The organism is Stieleria marina (genome assembly GCA_007741555.1).
Classification (GTDB): domain Bacteria; phylum Planctomycetota; class Planctomycetia; order Pirellulales; family Pirellulaceae; genus K23-9.
Genome location: CP036526.1, coordinates 7,447,146 through 7,468,134 on the forward strand (window position 1 = coordinate 7,447,146; position 20,989 = coordinate 7,468,134).

The 20,989-nt window shown below is 54.7% G+C and carries 14 protein-coding genes; 5 read left to right on the forward strand and 9 right to left on the reverse strand.

All coding sequences use genetic code 11. The features are described 5' to 3' along the window. Nucleotides 1-16: 16 nt before the first annotated feature. The 4 genes from K239x_RS26380 to K239x_RS26395 form a co-directional block, all read right to left on the reverse strand. Nucleotides 17-2,017, reverse strand: a complete 2,001-nt coding sequence (locus K239x_RS26380; RefSeq protein ID WP_145421275.1) for a GGDEF/EAL domain-containing response regulator — start codon at nucleotides 2,015-2,017, stop codon at nucleotides 17-19. Then, nucleotides 2,014-4,050 carry a sensor histidine kinase gene (locus K239x_RS26385; RefSeq protein WP_145421276.1) on the reverse strand — a complete coding sequence of 679 codons (2,037 nt, stop codon included), beginning with the start codon at nucleotides 4,048-4,050 and terminating at the stop codon, nucleotides 2,014-2,016. Before K239x_RS26385 ends, K239x_RS26380 begins: the two co-directional genes overlap by 4 nt. Before the next feature lie 202 nt (nucleotides 4,051-4,252). Then, nucleotides 4,253-6,421, reverse strand: a complete 2,169-nt coding sequence (locus tag K239x_RS26390; RefSeq protein ID WP_419189423.1) for a serine/threonine-protein kinase — start codon at nucleotides 6,419-6,421, stop codon at nucleotides 4,253-4,255. A 147-nt stretch (nucleotides 6,422-6,568) separates the two neighbouring features. Then, complete coding sequence (locus K239x_RS26395) at nucleotides 6,569-7,192, reverse strand: sigma-70 family RNA polymerase sigma factor (RefSeq protein WP_145421277.1); 624 nt, start codon at nucleotides 7,190-7,192, stop codon at nucleotides 6,569-6,571. Between the two features lie 35 nt (nucleotides 7,193-7,227). Between K239x_RS26395 and K239x_RS26400 the strand changes: the two genes are divergently transcribed. Next, complete coding sequence (locus K239x_RS26400; RefSeq protein ID WP_145421278.1) at nucleotides 7,228-8,106, forward strand: TlpA family protein disulfide reductase; 879 nt, start codon at nucleotides 7,228-7,230, stop codon at nucleotides 8,104-8,106. Nucleotides 8,107-8,161: 55 nt separating this feature from the next. On the opposite strand, the gene K239x_RS26405 is transcribed toward K239x_RS26400, so the two are convergent. After that, nucleotides 8,162-9,118, reverse strand: coding sequence for an alpha/beta hydrolase (locus tag K239x_RS26405; protein ID WP_145421279.1), 957 nt, complete (start codon nucleotides 9,116-9,118; stop codon nucleotides 8,162-8,164). A gap of 89 nt (nucleotides 9,119-9,207) precedes the next feature. Beyond that, nucleotides 9,208-10,347 carry a glycosyltransferase gene (locus K239x_RS26410; protein ID WP_145421280.1) on the reverse strand — a complete coding sequence of 380 codons (1,140 nt, stop codon included), beginning with the start codon at nucleotides 10,345-10,347 and terminating at the stop codon, nucleotides 9,208-9,210. Between the two features lie 176 nt (nucleotides 10,348-10,523). On the opposite strand from K239x_RS26410, the gene K239x_RS26415 reads away from it, so the two are divergent. Continuing rightward, on the forward strand, nucleotides 10,524-11,465 hold the full coding sequence (locus K239x_RS26415) for a sialate O-acetylesterase (RefSeq protein WP_145421281.1): 942 nt from the start codon (nucleotides 10,524-10,526) through the stop codon (nucleotides 11,463-11,465). Between the two features lie 43 nt (nucleotides 11,466-11,508). Here the strand turns inward: K239x_RS26415 and K239x_RS26420 are convergent, their stop codons facing one another. Further along, nucleotides 11,509-12,660 carry an endonuclease/exonuclease/phosphatase family protein gene (locus K239x_RS26420; protein ID WP_145421282.1) on the reverse strand — a complete coding sequence of 384 codons (1,152 nt, stop codon included), beginning with the start codon at nucleotides 12,658-12,660 and terminating at the stop codon, nucleotides 11,509-11,511. Between the two features lie 287 nt (nucleotides 12,661-12,947). On the opposite strand from K239x_RS26420, the gene treZ reads away from it, so the two are divergent. The 3 genes from treZ to K239x_RS26435 all read left to right on the forward strand — a co-directional run bounded on the left by treZ (nucleotide 12,948) and on the right by K239x_RS26435 (nucleotide 18,058). Continuing rightward, nucleotides 12,948-14,759: a malto-oligosyltrehalose trehalohydrolase gene (treZ, locus tag K239x_RS26425; protein ID WP_145421283.1), complete on the forward strand. Its 1,812-nt coding sequence runs from the start codon at nucleotides 12,948-12,950 to the stop codon at nucleotides 14,757-14,759. Between the two features lie 182 nt (nucleotides 14,760-14,941). Further along, nucleotides 14,942-15,859, forward strand: a complete 918-nt coding sequence (locus K239x_RS26430) for a DUF4349 domain-containing protein (protein WP_145421284.1) — start codon at nucleotides 14,942-14,944, stop codon at nucleotides 15,857-15,859. Nucleotides 15,860-16,072: 213 nt separating this feature from the next. Further along, nucleotides 16,073-18,058 (forward strand): hypothetical protein, encoded by a 1,986-nt coding sequence (locus K239x_RS26435; RefSeq protein WP_145421285.1) that lies wholly within the window; start codon nucleotides 16,073-16,075, stop codon nucleotides 18,056-18,058. Between the two features lie 62 nt (nucleotides 18,059-18,120). Here the strand turns inward: K239x_RS26435 and K239x_RS26440 are convergent, their stop codons facing one another. Then, nucleotides 18,121-18,849, reverse strand: a complete 729-nt coding sequence (locus tag K239x_RS26440; protein ID WP_145421286.1) for an alpha/beta hydrolase — start codon at nucleotides 18,847-18,849, stop codon at nucleotides 18,121-18,123. A 65-nt stretch (nucleotides 18,850-18,914) separates the two neighbouring features. Continuing rightward, nucleotides 18,915-20,888, reverse strand: coding sequence for a sigma-54-dependent Fis family transcriptional regulator (locus K239x_RS26445; RefSeq protein WP_145421287.1), 1,974 nt, complete (start codon nucleotides 20,886-20,888; stop codon nucleotides 18,915-18,917). Nucleotides 20,889-20,989 lie beyond the last annotated feature (101 nt).

The window sequence follows — 20,989 nt, forward strand, 5'->3', positions numbered from 1 at the left end:
TCAAATGCGTTGGCTTCTATGTCAGCTGAATCGATATGCCCTGCGTTGCTGGAAGGTTTAACATCGGCATAGGCGTTTTCTTGATCAAACGGACGCCTTCGCAATCGACGGCACTTCGCAAATACCCATTCAACTCTTCTAAACTCAGGGCGGGCGCGAACAAGTATCCTTGCGCCGCGTCACACCCCCATCGCCGCAACAGTTCCAGTTGGCACTCTGATTCGACGCCTTCGCAAACGATCTTTGCCCCCAGTTGATGAGCCAGTTGCACGATCGCTTGCGTGATCACGGCGTGACCGTGGTCGGTCGCGATCGAAGCCGTAAAGCTGCGATCAATCTTGACGGTTTCAATGGGATAGGCATTGAAACACATCAGCGATGACTTGCCTTTGCCAAAATCGTCAATGTGCAGCCCCACACCTGAATCATGTAGATGCAACATTGTATCGAGCGAACGATTATCGTGACGCGGATCGCCGGCCTCGTTCATTTCGATTTTGACCAGATGACGAGGAAAGCTAGTGCGTTCAATAATCGCGTTGAGCCGTTCTAAAAAGAACGGATCGCCTAGTTGCCGGCGTGAAGTGTTGACGCCCAAGTACATTTCACGATCGATCCCCTCGGGTAGCGACCGTACCATTTCTCCGAACTCTCTCATGGCCGTCTCGAACACCCACTCGCCCAGGTGTGTAATCAAACCAATTTCTTCGGCAACGGGAATGAACTCCATTGGCGAGACAAAAGTCCCGTCAGAACGTTGCCAACGCAACAAAGCTTCGACGCCTTTGACGGTTCCCTCATTCAGGTCGACGATGGGTTGGTAGTAGATGTCAAACGAATCATTGTCCAACGCATTGCGGAGATCGTTTTCCATTTCGTGACGTGCAACCATGGCTTGGTGCATGGTTTGATCAAAGACCGAGATCTGGCCTTTTCCCGAATTCTTGGCGCGGTACATCGCCGTATCGGCGTTTCGCAGCGCCTCGTGCCCATCCCGGACATGTTCGTCAATGAATGCGACACCGACACTGGTGCCGACATTCACTAGCCGCCCACCGAGATCAAACGGTTCGGCGATCCGCTGAACAATTCGGCGGGCCACGACAAACGCATCTTCTTTCTGGGCCATTTTTTCCAGTACTACCACAAACTCATCGCCACCCAAGCGAACGGTTTTGTCACGCGAACTCGCGACTCCGTCTTCGTCGCGGTACCGGACGCATTCCTTCAGACGCCTCGCGACCTGGTTTAACAGTTCGTCACCCGCGTCATGCCCCAATGAATCATTGATGATTTTGAAGTTGTCCAGATCCAGGAACAGCAACGCGTTGTGTTTGTCGCAAGCGCCGACACTGGCCAGCAACCGTTCTAAGTGGTCCAGCAAGAAAGGGCGATTCGGTAGTGATGTCAGTGCATCTCGATGCGCCATCACACGCAGTTCGTTTTCCGCATGTCGGCGCAGTCCGACTTCGCTTTCCAGGGAAGTGACTTGGGTTCGCTGCGCTTGAGCGAGACGACTTTTCTCGCTCATCGTCATTGCCATCTGCCTAGCTTCGTCACGCTCAAATGGCTTCTTCAACAGCAAAAGTCGATCGTTGCAGCCCAAACGCTGCAATACATCATCCCAAGTGTGGTCGCTGTACGCGGTGCAGATGATAACCTGCAAATCGGGGTCAATCTTCCAGATCTGCTCTGTAGTTTCTAGTCCATCCAAACCATTGGGCATGCGCATATCGACGAATGCCACCGAGTAGCGTTTGTCTTCAGCGATCGCATCGCGAACAGCCGTCAGTGCCGATTCACCATCGTTGACATGAGTCAAACAATACGCAGGTGGCTGAACTGCTGCTGCTGGCTTGTCGCTGTCATCCGCATCAAGAAACATCGCTTCAAATTCACTTAGCGCACCATCTTTGCTAGGCGTGCGATCGGCGAATACACGGCCGAAGGTATCGTGAATATGCTGTTGATCGTCGACGATCAAAATGCGGCGGGCTTTCTTTTGTTCGTTGCTCATGTGTTCGACTGAGTAATAGCGTTATCGAAATGGGCGTTGGTTGTGATCGTGGGAAAACTGATGCTTGCGTCGCTTTGACGATCCGTTTTGCGATGGGATTCGGGCTGCATCAACGGAAACTCAACCGAGAACGTCGATCCTTTGCCGAGCCCTTCGCTTTGAGCACTGATAGTTCCACCGAGTCGCTTGAGGGTGATCGCACAGAAATGCAGGCCGAGCCCTGTGCCCGATTCACGAGTTGTGAAATGAGCATCAAAGACTTTTGCGATTGTCTCCGCTGTCATACCGCAACCATGATCACGCACATAGAGGCGGACATACGCAGCATTTCCCGCCAATTCGATTTCCAAAAGTGGATTGACGCAGGCGTTCTCTGACATCGCATTGCCTGCGTTGCCAATCAAGTTGATGATGATTTGCAGCAAGAGCGATCGATCCGAAAACACTTCATAGTCATCACCGCTTGAAAACTGAACTTGTATTTGATCTTGGCTCAGCTTGGCTTGGCAACAACCGATCGCTTCGTCAACGATCCCACGCATCATCAAACGTTTCTTGTCAAGCGACTTCACAGTGTGTCGCCGCTGGTCGCGAATGATCGAGTGGATGTGTTGGACATTGTCATTGAGCGTTGCCAATAATTCGGACAACTTGACTTGGTCATTCCCCAGCTCAGCAGCTAGTCGCTGGAGGTAGTCCGGCGTTGCTTCGAAGAGTGCTTCGCGGTTTTTGTCTTGTCGTAGTCGCGTGGCAAGTTTGTCCAACGGAGTGATGCGAAGTCCGTTGACTCGGTCGACCGACGTTTCGATCAAACTGTTGACGTTAGTCAAGACGTTTCCAACGTTATGAATGACGGTGTCAGCGACTTGGCTCATGCCAGCCGCGTGCGAAGCGTCGGCCAGTCGATTTTGCGTGTCGGTCAATCGCAGTTTCATGTGATCAAACGCGTTTGCCAAAGCACCAATTTCGTCGTTGCCGGTTACTTCCAAAGGCGCGGCGTCCAAACCATTTTCTGCTATCCGCTCGGTGTATTCACGAATCCGCGTCAAAGGCCCAACAACAATTCGTTGCAGTTGCAACAGCATCAGGACTAGGGCGGCAGCAGCACCGCACACAAACACGTTCCGTGCCAACGAAGTCGTATGGGCTGCTTGTTGAACAACGTCGCGTGGCACCTGCACAAATAGGTTTGCCAACGTTTGTTTGTCGCTTTGAACCAAAGGAACCTCCACTACCAGTGTGGACTGGTCGGCTTCCCAAGTGCGAATCGTCTGACCGGCTTTTCGATCGTGATAGACCTGAATGGAGAAAGTGACTTGAGTTCGTCGACGCAGTTCAGCGATCAAAGCATCATCAAGCTCTTTGCCGACAACAATCCGATATTCAATCGAACGCTCTGGCAGTCCCAACCCAATTCCTGCCGACGATCCATCGAACTTGATCGGCGCCGTGGCGAAGGCGTGAATGACGCGGTCGGTCGCACAAATCAGTCCATCGGTCGATGTTGATGTCGCCGCTGAGATGCGGTCCAAAACGGCTTCGGAAATTCCATCGTTTCCGCCTGGACTTTCCTGGGAAGGAAGATCGACATTTTTTAGGCGGACCCATCGCCACGAGTTGTCAGATCCCGTGATCGCTGCCCATTGGACGCCTTCGAGGTGCCAGGATTGCTCTCTCCAGAGTGTTTCCTGAATCGTGGATTGTGTGATCCTGTCGATGTCATTGGGCTTCAGTCGCGACGCCCCTTGCTCGGCAATGGTTTGTAAGTGCTCTGATTCAACCTTAATCGCAGACATCACACGATTGGTGTCACGTAGCGCGCTGGCGTGCTCCAGATCTTTGAAAGCAGGCTGAATTACGATTCGTCGAACGGCTTCGTCGATGACCAAAAACACAGCGCACATCGCGGCTAGCGAAAGCACCAACTTGCTTCGCAGCGATCGTTGGTGGCCTTCGGCAGTCCCCGCCCATGGCGCAGCGGAATCCCATGAACCCTTGCGGGGCGTTGATTCGCTTGCTTGTGAGACGGACATAAATTTGTCGTTTCAGGAACTGTCGAGAATGATTCGTCAAACACTAGGTTCCGGCCATCTGAGCGCAGGCAATGGCGCATCAGAAGTCGGTTTTCCCACATTCGATCTCCCATCTGGCCCCGAATACGATGACTGTCCCGCTTGTATCGGTTACGTCGTGATGTGCCGCGTCTATCGACTAGACGTTTGCTCACCCAGTGATTCACTGAGTTTGATTGCGTTGGAAGTAGCGACGAGCAACAGGATGAAACGACAGACCTTGCCATTCAGCAGCGTTGGATCGCGAGATCAACGAAGGAAACAGAGTCGGTTGTTCGTACAGAACTTTCAGCGCAGCGCTGACAAGATCGCCAGGCGTGTCTTGGCGAGCAGCCAAGAACGCCGTGGTTCCGATCGTGGCGATGCCAGCGGCAGGCAAATTTGCATCAGGATATTCATCAGCGTGAATGCTCATTGGTCGCAGCGTCGGATGCTGCAAAGAAATCTGGATCGCATCGGGAATCGGCACCAGTTTCCAATCACCGCTGGTCAACAAATTCGACACCAACGTGCTGCGTTTGCCGATACAAATCACAGCCGCACGCGGTGCATTGGGTTGATACATTTCCGACCATCCGCTGACTTCGCGGGGTCGAATCGCAGGTTCCAGCTGAATTGAATCAAACACCAGCTCAGCAGTCCGTCGCGATCCGCTTAACGGCGGGCCGACGGCAACATCGTATCCGGCAAGATCCTCAATCGATTCCACAGGCAGCTCATGATGAACGACAACGTGAACCGCTTCGTAGAAAAGCGGCGCAACGACGCACAATTGATCGCCACTAATCGCCGACGCTTGCATGGGCGCCAAATGAACGTCTCCGGCCAACAGGCGGGCGCGATTGTCAAATGATCCCGCGGTGGGAATCAACTGAACTTGCACGCCATAGTCGTCAACCAATCGATCAGAGATGCGTTTGGTTACATCGTTGTAGACGCCGCCATCCAAGCCGCCGGCAAGTTGAATCGATTGCGGCAGCACGTTGTTGTAGTGGTGCCAAACCTGCAGCAGCGCAACACCTGCCAGGGGCGTCAGCAAGAATAAAAACAAGATGCATGCTTGAAAACGGCGATGACTTACCGACGTCTCGACGACATGACGTCCTGTCAGCGCTCCGACCACCGGCACGCGTTCCAACCAATGCCAGGTCTTCATCATCGCCGATCGGGGTCTCGCAGCGATCGGTCGGCCTTGCAAAAACGCATCCAATTCGTCAGCCAACTCTTCGGCTGACTGATAGCGTTTTAGTGGATTCTTTTCTAAACATTTCGCGACGATGGTATCCAAGTCGACCGGCGTCTCCGGCCGGACACTCCGCAAAGGCGGTGCCGGTTCGTGGACCACTTGCAGCAGCGTCTGCATCACTGTGTCACCGACCAACGGTGGTCGGCCCGCGACACAAGCAAACAGAATTGCGCCCAGCGAGTAGACGTCGCTTTGTTTGCTGGCCCGATCGCTGTGACCACCGGCTTGCTCGGGAGCCATGTAATGAGGTGTCCCGACCGCCGCTCCGCTGCCTGTGACACTGCTATCGGCGTCTAGATTTTTTGCCAACCCAAAGTCGGTAACATGAACTCGGTCGCTCTTGTCGATCAATACATTGGCGGGTTTCAGATCACGATGAAGGACTTCGTTTTGGTGAGCGTGCTGAATCGCGTTGGCAACATCTCGGACATAGCGAGCAGCAACACGCGGTTCCAAAATCGAACCATTGATTCTCTTTTGCAAATCGGTGCCGGCGACGTACTCCATCGAGAAGAAATGGTGCCCCGCGCGATGCCCAAATTGGTGAACCGACACGATGCCGGGATGATGCAAGCGAGCCGCAGCTTGAGCTTCTGTATAGAAACGACGAACCTCATCGGCGCCCGCCAACATTCCACTGCGAATCATTTTCACTGCGACCATGCGGTCCAGATGATTTTGTTTGGCTAGATAAACGACCCCCATGCCGCCACGACCGAGGACTTCCAGCAGTTGGTAGTCGCCTAGGTCAAATGGTAGCGTCGGACCGGGATCACCCTTGGGGCGATTGGCCATGGGCAACGTCGCGGCGGGATCCAATCCCGAATCATCCGCTCCGGCAGCCGCAGAAACCGAGATGGTTTCCGCCCCAGTGTCCGTTGGCGCGGGTGTATCAATCGATGCTTCGGCCTGAGTCAATCCGCCGATCATGTCGGCGGCATCCATCAGCTCCTTCAGATCATCCGCCAAATCAGGAAACTGAGCTAAGAATTCTTCCCGACTACCGACTTCTCCCGTGTCACAACTGTGCAGGTACGCCGCAAATGCTTCGTCCAGTTGATCGTCTGGAGCGGGTAAATCGGCCATCAAATATCCATGCGCCCAGTTCAGGAATTGCACAACAGTAAGAGCGAATGTTCATGTTCGCTGTACTCTTCAGGCACAACACACGCCCGAAGGGGGCGCGATTGTACCGAGAATCGACTGGCGGAACTTGAAACCTCCCGCTTGTTCTTAACCAGAAAGCCAGGGGCTGCGCTGGGTGTCCATAATTGTTCGCAATTTTTGCAGTCCTCGCTTCAGCAGACCGGCGACCGCCGTATCGCTCTTGCCCATGCGGTCGACGATATCTGCCAATGGCAATCCTTCCATGTATCGCAGCCGGATCGCTTCGGCCTGCGTTTCGGGCAACTCGTGCAGGGCCGCCATCAAAGCCACGACCGCTTCCCCGCGTATTGCCACTCCGCTGGGACTGGTTGTGCTGCCAGGAAGTTGCTGGATCCAGCCACCAGGATTGGTGTCATTTTGATTTCCGCCGCCCGCATTAACTTCGCGTTTGATCGAACGTTTCTGTGTCGTCACGTGCCGCGTCACAGCGGTGGCCACGTTGTTTTTCAGAATCCCTCGCAACCAACCGGCAAATTCTGCTGGCGTCGCGCCGCGAAAACCGTTTAAGTCACGCTTGGCCTCTAAAAACGTCAGCTGGACAATATCCGCAGGATCAACACGCCGACGAAGCGGTTCGGATAGGTACCGGTGGGCCAACATCAACAGGTAGCCGCGATACTGTTCTAACAGTCGACCAAACGCTTCGTTGTCGCCTTCTTTCGAGGCGATTACCAATTGGGCTGTCGACATGTCGCCGTCCACGATTTTTTTAACCCGCTCTATTTTTGGAAACGTCACTCTGCCGACCCACTGTCGATCACGATACAATCCTACTTGATCGTCTGGCGACGCGATCCAGCCAAGCGGTCAAAGAAGAGAAAATGCAGGTAAAAACAGACACTTTTCCTGCGATTCACCAGCCGAGTGAATCACTCCAACTCTCGCCACAGGGAATTGCCTTGACCATTCGACAATCCATCTGCCCTCGGGCTCTAAACGTGAACAAATTCACGCTCGTTTTTCTAACCGGATGTCTCTCGTTCAGCCTGGTTGGCTGCCAGAGCAAAACGGACGAGTCCACCGCCACTGCGACCTCTACAGATCAAGCGATCGATGCATCTGATCAGTCGTCGGACATCGCTACCACCGATTCGACGACCGAATCAGCGTCTGACTCTGAAACCGTAAAAATGCCCGCCGCCGATTCGCAGTCAGTTACAGTTGCACTGACAAGCTGGGAAGACGTTCAGAAAACGGCCGCTTCGACCAACAAGATTACCGTGCTGGATGTTTGGTCAACCGTTTGCATGCCTTGCATCAAAGAGCTTCCCGGTCTGGTCGATCTGCACAAAGAACTCGGCGACAAAGTTCAGTGCATGACAATCGACGTTGATTTTGATGGACGCAAATCCAAACCGCCTACCACCTACGAAAAAGACGTGATGGCGATTCTGAAATCTATCGACGCAAAATTCCCCAACTACATTTGCACCACACCCAGCGACGACGTTTACGCGGCCGCAGACATCGACTCGATTCCCGCCGTCTTGATTTTTGACGCAAGTGGTAAACTGGTAAAGAAGTTCGTCGACGCGGGCGAAGGAGTGGGATTCGGGTACCACAAAGACGTGATACCCTACGTCAAATCACTGTTGGAAAAATAGCGTTGCTTGCTGCGAGATCGTTTGACATTGGTAGCCGCAACTAGCCGTCGCCAGCTCACTGTTGGTCGTGAACTTCACCCCGTTTTGATTCCGCGTTTAATAGTTCACGGCATCGTGCTGCGATTTCGCCCATCGCAAGCTTGGCGTCGTCAAACGGCTTGGAAAAATGCACGAAACCGTGCAGCATTCCGTCGTACTGCTTGGTCGTCAGCTCGACGCCCGCAGCAGCCAAACGAAGTGCAAAGCCGTCCGCCTCGGACTTCAAAACATCGTATTCCGCTGCGACCAGATGAGTCGGTGGCAGACCGGAGAGGTCTGTTTCACGTGTCGGCGATGCCAAGGGATTGCCTCGGACGGCGGTGGTTTCGTCACCGGTATACATCTGCCAAAACCACCCCATTGTCCTGGCTGTCAGCCCAACGCCCGACGCAAAATCGCTGTAACTTTGGCCAGACATCGTGCCATCCAAGACCGGGTAGATCAGGACTTGGCCGGCTATCTGGGGACCGCCACGGTCCCGTGCCATCAAGCAAACTGCGGCGGCAAGGTTTCCGCCGGCACTGTCGCCTGCAACCAGCATGGGACCGCCGATACCCAGCGCCGGATGGTCCATGGCAATCACATCACATACTGTGAAGCAGTCTTCGATCGCAGCGGGAAACGGATCCTCGGGTGGACGGCGATAGTCGACGCTCACCACGGCGGCACCTGACTGGAGTGCCAATCGCCGACACAACACATCGTGACTTTTGATGCTGCCAAGCACCCAACCACCCCCGTGAAAAAAAACGATCATGCCCGCGGACTGACAATCATCGACAGGTTTATAAATCCGAACCGGCACACCTGCGACGGTGTGATCAGAAACTTCCGCTACGTCGGGCGGATCGCCGTAAAAAGGCAACGTGTCAAAAACCGTCCGAGCCTCGGACAACTCTCGTTCGTACCATTCTGGCCCGTTGGCTTCAGCGACCGCATCGAGAAAAGTCTGGGCTTGAGGATGAAGCGTCATGAGCGGGAATCAAAGGTGGAGCTTGATTGGACTGGGGCGGTCTGTGTCGAGCGTTTGTTATTAAGTGCGTTCGGCCAAAACGATTGTGTTTATTCAAACAGGCGTTCGATTCGCCTAATCGTTAATCGCACATCGTGGTGTTCTTGGATCAACCGGGTCGCCGCCTTAGCATAGTTGGTCATGCTCTCGCGATCGGTCGCGAATTTTAAAATCGCGTCAGCCAGTGACAATGAGTTCATCGGATCGGCCCACAAGACCGTCTGCTCGTCACGCTGGAGTTCCACCGTGCCACCGGATCGAGTCGCGATCACCGGCGTTCCAATTGCCATTGATTCCAAAACGACGTTGGGCATGCCTTCAAAATGCGAAGGCAAAATCAACGCATCGGCCGTCACTATGTACGGCGCTGGGTTTGCAACAGCCCCTAGAAACTGAACTTCGTGCAACTGCAAAACCGCGGAAGCATGGGCCTGCAATTCCGATCGCAACGGACCGTCACCCACCAAACCGACGCGCAGCGGATCGACGTTGGCCGGCCATCGGGACTGAGTCAATGCGAGTGCATCGATCAAATCACGATGGCCTTTTTCTGCTGTCATCCGTCCGACGCAAATCAACGATCTCTTAGCGTCGTTCTGATCAGGAACGTATTGTTTAGCAGCTCGCTGTATCGCTTGAATGTCGACCGGGTTGACGATCACTTCGATTGAACTGGCTGGCAAACCGTAGTAGCTCTCCGCCGATTTTCCCGCTTGCTGGCTAACGGCAACGATGTGCTTGGATTGCCGGTACGCTTTGGCCAACCGACGACGTTTCAACCCAACAAATCGTGATTCCACCAGCGGTACCGCTCGGTGTGGCGGGCTGACGATGGTTGATACTCGCGGAACACCTTCAGCAGCCGCGGCCGCCCCCGCGATCATCGACATGTGAAATGTTCGATCGTAGATCACATCGATCTGCGCGACTGAGAGTGCCTTGCGAAGATGCGCGACTTGCTGAGCCAAAATGCGCCCCGGAAAATAAAACCCACTCGCCGGGTCCTGGTCGTCAAAGGCATGGATGACCACGTCTTCGGGGATTTCCTGAAGTAGATCGCCGGCCCGCTGGCTTAAGTACAAATGCGGCGTGAAACGCGCGCGATCCAGGTGTTTTAGCAACAACAATGTTTGCCGCTCGCTCCCGCCGCCGCGCATCGAACTGATCATGAAGAGCACGCGACGGGGCATCAAGTTGGCCGAATGGGATAACGGGGAGTGAGCAACGATCGATGGCAACAGCTGAACACTGATAGAATAACAGGCAACGGCCAGTGAAGTACCGCAGGCGATTTGATCCCAAGCCCGCCTTCGTCGCATCCATTGTTTCCTGCATTCCTCCCTGATTTCCTTGCATCAACTTACTAATGAATCGAATTGCAATCATCGCGATCGCGTTGCTGACTGTCACCCATCACGCTGACGCACAAGTCCGCGTGTTCATTCTCGCGGGCCAATCGAATATGCAAGGCAAAGGTTCGATCAAACATTTGGAACAGCTCGCCAGCGACGAAGCAACTAAAGCACAGTACCAACATCTTCGCGATGGCGACCAATGGGCCGAGCGGGACGACGTTTTCATTCGCTACCTAGATCGACATGGCAGACTCACCACTGGATACGCATCACCAACTGATCGGTTCGGACCGGAATTGCAGTTCGGCAATGCGATGGGAGACCGGTTCGACGAACCGGTGCTGATCATCAAATGCGCGTGGGGTGGTAGAGCCTTGGCGGTGCGGTTTCGTCCACCCAGTCGCGGTTTGGGAGACTACACACAGCGAAATCGCGAAACGAAAGAACTGGAACCGCTGGCCAAGGAGGTCTACGGCGAAGCGTACCGTGACACGATCAGGATTGTAAAAGAAACGCTGGCAGACATCGCTCAATATGTTCCCGAGAGCGATGGAACCTATCAGTTGGAAGGCTTCGTTTTCTTTCAAGGTTTTAACGACGTGATCGATGACAAAAAGGTTTCTGAATACGGTGAAAACCTGGCCCACTTGATCCGTGACGTGCGAAAAGACCTCGATGCTCCCAAACTACCTTTCGTCATCGGCGAACTGGGGCAGCAAGGTGCCGTGCCGGAAAAACGCTACGCTGAAAAACACTTCGGCTTTCGCAAGATCCAATCGGACGTTGCCAAGCGACCTGAATTTGTCGGCAATGTGGCCTACGCGGAAACAGCCGTTCACGTCGTCCCCAAAGGCGATAGCTTTGACGGCGGCTACCACTACTACGGACGGGCCGACACGTTCTTTCACATCGGGCAATCATTCGCTGACGCTTTTAACCGACTCAGCCCCTAGGCTTTGCCGGATCTATTCGCGACCACAACAGCGCGTCGCGTGGTCACTGCAATTCAACGTCGACCCATACCATTCGGTGGTCGCTAGCGGTGATCATTTCGTAGTCGGGATCCGTTTTCTCAGGCCAAACCACCCCTGCGTCTTTGCGTTTGAGCGTGCGACTGGGCAAGACATAGTCGACTCGCAAATTCCCGCCGAACTTGGCCGTGTCCAACGCTGGGTCGGCTTTTTGCCGTGCCGCAGATTTCTTGCCTGCTGAGTCCGCGACCGCGCCTTTGCTTTTGGGCTGCGGATCGTACAAACGATCGTTCGCCAGCAGATCGACGATTGCCTGACGTTTACCGTCTCCATCAACGCTATCCGAATTTAGATCGCCCATGATCACAAATGATTCGCCAACGGCCAATCCACCCGAGTTGCCTTGGTCATCGACCAACCAGTCGGCTGCCGGATTACTCAAGTAGTGATCCCAAAACTTGATCTCGTCATGATTGCGACATCCGTTGCGATCTTCGGGGCCATCGAACACGGGCGGCGTGGGGTGACAGGCCAGAACGTGCAAAACGGTTTCGCCAATTTGGATCGCCACGTCGACGTGATTTTTGCTGGAGAGCCGAAGCTGATTCCAAAGTTCGTCATCGTGGTATGGCAGTGCAGTTTTTGGATCCACCGGCCGTTTCGCGTCTGGCAAGTCTTTCCAAAGTAGTTTTTGAAAACTCCGAATTGACGAGTAATTGATCGGATAGCGACTGTAAATCGCCATCGAGTATTGGCCGGGATAGACACCAAAACCCCAGGCATCAGCAGGTCCATTGGTGCGACCGTTTTGATCTAAGTCCAACTGAGAATCGACACCGGTATTGCTGGAAACGGAATAGACGTACGGGTAGTCGATTGGAGAAAGCTTTCGCTGCGGTTTTGCAAAATACAACTCGGCAAGCGTCTTGGCTGTCGCACCGTCCGCGTCGTAGTCAATTTCGTTGATCAACAACACGTCAGGTCGGATCGTCTGTACGACGCGAGCGACTTTTTCGGCCTGCTGATCTCGCCCATCACGCAGTCGCTCCAGAATCTGCCCTGACTTTTTGCCGTACAGAGAAGCGTTATAGGTTGCGATGCGGATCGTTGATGGTGATTGCGCCGCCACAAATGAATTCAGCAAAACAGTTCCAATTAGGACAAGAACAAGTCTCAAGGTTGTATTCCGTAGAAAGAAAGTGAGTGCGAAACAGCGACCATCAGTCTAGCAAGTCGCCCGAGTCCATCGTCGGGGCAAATCCCGTGGGGGGAAGCCGCTCAGGAAGCACTGTTCACGTAAAGTCGTTGATCGTTTCAACTAGCAAACAGTAATCCACTAACAAACAGTCAACCTCGGCCCTGCGACTCCGCTCGCAGGACATTCCACGGCGACACCGCGAATCCAGCTTGTTTTCTTGCGATGCGAGAAACGTCCTGCAAGCGGCGTCTCAGGACTACAGAGCCATGATCCCTGAAACCATCCGTCAAACAGAACTGCACCGAGTGCTTGGTGCTGCCCCGTTAGCAGACTGCCAGACAAGGTTTGTCGTCTGGTCACCAGACCATGCGCAAGTCACCGTCGTGCTGCCGCGCGGAAAACGTGAAATTTCGCTCGAAAAGACACCGGGCGGTTATCACGTCGGCGTGGTCGATGATTGTGTTGCCGGCGAACACTATTTCTACCGAGTTGATGGTGGCCCACCGCGTCCGGATCCAGCGTCCCGCTTTCAGCCTCAGGGTGTGCACGGACCGAGCGAAGTGGTCGCGCGCGATTTCGATTGGACAGACGGTGCATGGCAAGGCGTCGATCGCAAAGATTTAGTCGTGTACGAATTGCACATCGGCACGTTCACTCAAGCCGGCACTTTTGCTTCGGCAATCGATCGGCTGGATGAATTGGCCCAACTGGGCGTGACCGCGATCGAGTTGATGCCCGTATCGGCATCAGCTGGCCGCTGGAACTGGGGCTACGACGGCGTGAACTGGTTTGCGCCGCTTTCGGCCTATGGAACGCCCGATGATCTACGACGCCTGATCGATGCAGCACATGCCAAAGGTTTGGCTGTGATTTTGGACGTTGTCTACAACCACTTGGGCCCCGAAGGAAACTACCTAAGCGAGTTCGGGCCGTATCTTTCGGACCGGCACAACACGGTTTGGGGCGCGGCGCCTAATTTTGACCACCCGACGTTTGGAACCGAAGTCCGTCGATTCGTGATTGCCAATGCCCTGTATTGGTACGACGAATTTCATTTCGATGGTCTGCGCGTCGACGCGATTCATTGCATGCGTGATGACAGCGAAACGCACATTGCCGCCGACATCAGCCGTGCTGCCAAAGACTGGTCCGCCGCAGCAGGGCGACCTGCGATGCTGATTGCCGAATCCAATGTCTACGATCCAGAGATGATCACGCCGCTTGGCGATGGCGGCATCGGGTTCGACGCCCAGTGGTGCGACGATTTTTTGCACAGCTTGTTTGCATTCGTTCGGCCCGGAGATCATTTGTGCCACCGGACCTACGAAACATCGGATCTAAAGCAAACGTTGGAGATGGGCTACGTCTACGAAGGCACACTGCGAAACGAACGAGGGCGGTGTGCACCGGGCGACCGAGTCAGCACAGAAGGCTTGGTCTATTCGATCCAACACCATGATTTCATCGGCAATCATCCTTTAGGAAAACGGCTGCATCAATTGACCAGCAAGAAAGTGCAACGCGCCGCAGCGGCACTCCTGCTATTGTCGCCGGGAATTCCGATGCTATTCATGGGGGAAGAGTTTTGCTGCGAACGTCCGTTTCAGTTCTTTGTTGATTTCGGCGACGAACACCTTCGCACCGCTGTCGTCGAAGGTCGCAAACGGGAGTACCCGCAGCATGACTGGGAACACGGAGTTTTACCGACCGACCCTGCGGCATTTCACACTTCACAGATCGGCACGTTGGAAGATCACGACGTCGAAATGCGAGACTGGTACGCGTCGCTGATCAAGCTTCGCAAGCAATGGAAAGCTAGTGGCCTCCTGTGCGACGCTAACTTACGTGTAAACACAGATCAGGATCGCGGACTGTTCGTCTTATCGTATCAGTCGCCCCATGAAAGCGTCGATATCGCGGTGCGATTAAGCGAGACCACCGATGCTTCAATCGAGACGCCGTTCATTGATCAACCCATATCGGCCAAGGGCAAATTAGTTCTCGATTCACTGGGTCAAATCGACGGCGATACGTTGGCCCCCAATCACGCCAAGGTGTTTCATCGGTCATCGCAATGACCAGTGAATTACCACCTGCGCGCAATGAATGACCACTTCACTCTCGGGAGCAAAATCGCCTACCGAGCCGAAAGTCGTTTGGCAACTATTCCAAAAAAATCCGAAAAACGCCCCATCAAAACGCTCTCTGAGTCGTCGTGACTAGTAGAGATCTAATTTCGATTCAATTGGGAGAAAGCGTGATGAGTGACTTTGCAAAGGGTGTCTTCTTGATCGTGTGCTTCGCCGTGGCTGGCTGCGGTCCCCATGAGTACCAGGACGCGACAGCTTCGATCAGCTCCGACGAGAGCTTTGCAACGCATGAGTTTCGATCATCGACCGAGACCGCAGCTGACTCCGCTGTGATGGCTGAACTGGTCACACTCTCCGAATCAGACGCGCCGCAAGTTCGGTTCGCGACTGCCCAAAATCGCAAGATCATCTACAACACTTCCATTGGCTTGGTCGTTACCAGCTATCGCGATTTTGAGTCTCGGCTCCCGATTCTTGTTGCTGAATTTGGTGGTTATGTTGCTAACAACCAGACCAACCGAACGTTTCGCGACCAGCAAGCGGGAACTTGGACGGTGCGCGTTCCGGTCGATCGATACACTGCATTTCTAAACGGCGTCAGTGCTCTGGGGTTTGCCGAACAGCGAAACGAAAACGCTCAAGACGTGACCGAAGAGTTCGTCGACATTGAAGCGAGAATCAAGAACAAGAAACAACTGGAAGAAAGAGTCCTATCGATCCTAAATGATCGCGCCGGCAAGTTAGCGGACATCTTGGAAGTAGAACGCGAACTATCACGTGTTCGCGAAGCAATTGAACGCATGGAGGGACGCATGCGATATTTGGCCGATCGAACTTCGCTGGCAACGGTAACGATCAATTGCCGCGAAGAACAAGAGTATCAGCCCGCGTCCGCCCCCACTTTGGCAAAACGTATCTCGCAAGCCTGGAGCGAATCGATCGGAGCCATGCAACTGGCGGGATCGAATTTGCTGGTCGCGTTGATCGCGTTGTTTCCATGGGCGGTTCTGTTCCTAATTGGCGGGTGGATGCTGCTGCGTATCGGCAAACGATGGTGGCCGTGGCTTGAAATTCGGCGGGCTGTCTAGGCTGCGTGAACTCGCTTCAGCGTGGGGTTTGAGCAACGAACTTGCCAACTGACTCTGTTAGCTCGGTCATTCCCGGACTTTGCCTAGAGTTATCCGCATCCGCGGCTCCCAGATGCTTGATTGGGATGATGGGTATAATTCGCCGTTGATTTGCGAGACAATAAAAACCTGCTGCCTTCTTCTCCTGCGCTGACATTTACGAGTGGCCGTCTTTTGAACTCTCCCAACGCTGTCCACACGCCCGAACTATTACGTTTAGGGAACCGCATTTCGGTACTGCCCATCATTCACGGCAGCGGTCAGTTTGCATTGACGGTGCGTCGTTGGATGCTGGAACAATCGTTCGATTGCGTCGCCGTGCCACTACCAGAATCGTTTCGTGAGGAAGTCGAAGCTGGCGTTGTGCAATTGCCACGGCCTTCCATTGTGATCCAACGTCCTACGCCTACTTTTGAACAAACGCCCGACTGGCAAGCGAGCGAGTGGACACCCGATCGCGACGAATTGGACGGAGCCGGCGAAGACGATGATGATGCCCAGCTGCATAGTTACGTGCCGATCGATCCGTGCCAGGGTGTGATCATGGCGATCCGAGCTGCGATGGGCGAACACATTCCCCGAGCTTACGTGGATTTGGAAACGGATACGTTCCTACCGTTTTCGACCGTGATGCCCGATCCTTTTGCCGTTCGCCAAGTCGCCCCGGACAAGTTTGCTGCCGCGGTGCTGCCCAGTATTCCACGGCCACCCGACGAACAGACTCGCAGTCGGATAGTCCACACCGCGTGGCGATTGTCACAACTGGAGAAGCGTCATGAACACGTCCTGTTTGTCTGTAGCGTGCTGCACTGGCCGTGGGTCCGCGAAGCGTACAGCGAGTTGTTTCATGACGACGAAAGTACTCGCAGCGAATCGGCGGCAGAGATTGATCTTCCGCTGCACGACGAAACGCTCGCGCCAACTCGCTACGCCATCGAAAATCGAACGGCGATGTTCTTGTTCGGCGAACTGCCTTTCATCACAGGACTGTACGAACGAGCGCGGAGCGAACTGGAAGAAGACGAGAACTTGCAGATCGATGGCGTCAAAGAGCTTCTAATTGCGTCGCGAGAGTCGTACCGAAAAGAATTTCGCCGACGCGCACGACGGGTCACGCCACTGCACTTGGCGAAGTGCTTGCAGTACGTTCGCAATCTTTCCTTGATTCATCGCCGGATGACTCCGGATTTGATCACGATCATCACGGCTGCAAAACAGATTCTGGGGGATCAGTTCGCGCTGCATGTCGCCGAACGCGCTAACGAGTATCCGCATCGCAGCGGTGACGTGAAACAAGTCGATCTGGAGACTGTCTCACTGGGGATCGACCAGGCTCGACTCCCAGGTGGTGGTGTCGTGCCGCTGGTTAGCCGGTTGCCGGGACCGCCGATGACGTGGAGCACTTTGAAACTTCAGCGTCGACCAAGTGAGAGCGAAAAGACGCAGTGGGAGTATCGCTGGAATCCGCACACCCAGTGCAGTTATCCGCCGGAAGACGACCGAATTGAAAATTTCCGGACGCGTGTGTTTGATCGAGCCAAAGCGATCATGGGCAACGATTTGGCGCGCACGGAAAAGTTCACCACCAGCGTCAAAGACGGCATCGATATTCGAGATACGCTGCGACATTGGTACGAAAAACAGATCTACGTCAAAGTCGTTCCGCCCAGTCGTGGCAAACTGGATGCGTGCGTAATGCTGTTTGATTCGCCGGCGGACCCTCGCGAGTATCCTTGGCGAACGACTTGGTTTGCTGAGCACAAAGATGAATCGACGCTGGCGTTTTTTGCGACCAATTACGAAAAAGAAATGGTCGGTCCTGGAATCGGCATGGGCGTCTATGGCGGCGCGATGTTTTTGTTTCCGCCGGTACCGATTCGTGACGTTTGGACCGATCGACGATTGGATTTTACAACGACGCTGGAAGAACGTTTGATCGCGGGCGCTTGCGTGCACGCCAAGGGACGGCAAATCGCGATTTTGTCAGCACTGCCACCCGGCAGCGGACTGAAACGACTGGCGCGGCGGCACAAGAAGCAGTTGGTGCACGTGCCGCTGGGTTCGTTTAGCGATGAACAGGTGCAACAACTAAGAATGGTGCACGTGCTGAACGGACAAGAAGTGCGAAGCTATGCCGAAGAGTTCATTCGCAAGGTGTAAATTTTGTACGGCGCTGGATAAGTGCCCGTGGCTAGCGCCAGCGGCTAACTTTAGTGGTACTGCTAGGGCAGTTCTCTTAGGGCTTCGGTGGTGTGTTCGATGGATTCCGGAGCGATGGTGTGCGGCCCGCGGAAGGAATGGAACGTCGCGTCTACCTCTCCTTCTTCGAGCAGCGCGTGCAACCGCTGAGCACTCGTGAATGGCAGAATCGGATCTTCGGTGCCGTGTGCCTGATAGACATGCGTATTGGCCAAGCGATTCATGGCGGCTTGCCACTGGGGTTCGCAGATGACGGTCCCCGAAAACTGCATCAAAAACTGCGGTGGATCAATCGTGCCGCGCAGCGCCGTATCCATCGTCAACATTGCTCCTTGCGAAAAACCGCCCAAGGCTAGCGGTGTTGCATCGCCGCCAAGCTCTTTCTTAGCCAACTTGATCGTTTCGCAAAGTTGACTGCGCGCCTCTTCGATCCCCGGCGGTTCGTGCGCGTGTAGTTCATCGAATGCGTTCGCTTCGATGGCCTCCATAAGTCGAGCCATGTTCAATGGCCACCACGCTCGGCCGTCAGGCATTCCTAGCTCGGCAAGTGTGCCCGGCGCGGCAGGAAAAATGAAACGGAATCGATCGGCGTCGTCACCAAGGCCTTCGATCCACGGCTGGCAAAGGCCCGCCAAATCGTGGCCGGGTGCGCCATATCCGTGGCAAACGACCACAGCGACGGATGGGCTATCACCGCCATCGACGACGATGCAATCGAGCGAACCGTAGCGAATGTGTTGGGGTTGGATCATGGTTTGTTGTGACCTAGCGTGAAATTTTTCGCTTTGTGTTGATGTCCCGCGACGACTTGCCTATCTCATTCTTCGTCGGCGTTCATGTCTAGCTGACGCATTTTGCGATAGAGATTGGATCGGTGTAAGCCCAAGCTGGCGGCGGCGTCGGTCATGTTGCCACCTGAGCGTGCAATCGCATTTTCGATGTGCGTGACTTGAAAGACCCTAGTCGCGTCGGTCAATTCGTCCGGAAATTGGCTGGCGTCCACGGACGTAGACGCCGCATTGATACGACTCGCCGCGGAGGTATTCAACGTCAAATCGGCTGCCGTGATCACGTCTTCGCTGGTCAAATAGCACAGGCGTTCGATTGTGTTTCGCAACTCGCGAACATTTCCCGGCCACGGATGCGACAGCATGGCTTTGCGAGCCGATGCGTCCAATGTTGGCACTTGCCGGCCAATGTGATAGCAGAAATGCTGCATGAAATGCTCGGCTAGCAACAACACGTCGTCGCCGCGCTGGTGCAGCGACGGCAGTGTGAGTGACACGACGTTCAGCCGAAAGAAAAGATCTTCGCGAAAACGGCGTTCGGCGATCAGCTGTTCCAGCGGTTGATTCGTCGCCGCAATCACCCGCACGTCGACGGGGATCGTTTGCGAACCGCCGACACGTACCACCACCTTTTCTTCCAAGACACGCAGCAGCTTGGCTTGCCCGCCAGGACTCATGTCGCCGACTTCATCCAGAAACAGCGTGCCGCCGTTGGCCAGTTCGAACTTGCCGACACGAGTTTGATTGGCGTCCGTGAAAGCGCCTTTTTCGTGCCCGAACAATTCGCTTTCCAACAGCGATTCGACCAAAGCGGCGCAGTTCACCGCGATAAACGGTCCATTGCGGCGATTGCTTTCGTAGTGAACGTGCTGTGCCAAGACTTCCTTGCCGGTTCCGTTTCGGCCCAGGATCAGCAGCGACAAATCCGTCTTGGCGACTTTGCCTGCGCTGGTGCGAACCGATTGAATCGACGGATGATCGCCGATCAATTTGGTTGCCGACGCCGCGTCATCGACAAGACGGTCACGCGATTGCGCAAGCGTACGACGAGCCCGCAGCCCTTCGATTGCGACCGATGCGTGCGTTGCCAAATCGGACAACACGGCGGCGTCAAACGCACCAAAGGATCCGTTGTTGTGATTGATGGCCTCAAACACGCCGATCACATCGCCGCGATGGCCACCTTGCATCGGGACAGCAAGCAGTGAATCGGTTTGAAATTCGGTCTTCTTGTCGACTTTGCGGTTGATGCGTGCTTCATCGTCGGCGTCGGCACTCCAGAGCTTGGGTTCACCGCTGAGAAGCACTTCGCCGACAATGCCCACGCTGTCGGCGACTTCGAGTACTCCGCCATCGATTCCCAAAGCCGGACGACCGATCAATTTTTTGCGGCGTTTGTCCCAAAGAAAGATGCTGGCTCGCTGGCAGTCCAGCAACTCCGTCGCGGTATCGGCGATGGCATGAAGTAGCTTTTCGTCGTCATCGAGACGCTGCCAATCGATGGAAGCATTTAAGACAGCGGTCAATTGTTCGATGCGAAGTTTGCGTCGGTCGCGTTGATCGATTCGCGACAAGACGCTGGACGTAATCTGTGTGGTCCGCTGGATGTGTGACTGGGCGGCTGGCTGACCATCTAGGCGAACGACCAAAGCGGAAGCGGTTGCAATCGAAAGCGGAAGATCGTCGTCAGTGGTTAGACTTGGTAACGGCGCAACGCACCACTGGTCGGTCAGCGAAATGGCAGAACGATCGATCGCGTCGCTAATTTCATCTTCGGGCAGCGTCGTCGATTTGCCGACCCACAGGTCGGTCTGCCACTGCGACTGGACTTGGCGGACGATCCCGCCGCAGGGAGTCGCTCCGTCGCCGGGCGTTTGACCAGTGATTTGGCTCAGCAGGAGGGGCAGGGCAGTGGCACGAAACTGCTCGCGTGAGAGTTCCTGCTGCAAGATTTCAAATATTTCGGCTGTCACGGCAGAGTTAACGTCATTTGCTTCGGCCATCACTTTGTAAGTTCCACTTAGAACTTATCCCAGAATCGCCCCCTACTAGAACCGCCCAACAATCGCGTCCGTTCGATTCCCAGCCCCACTGATCAGACGCG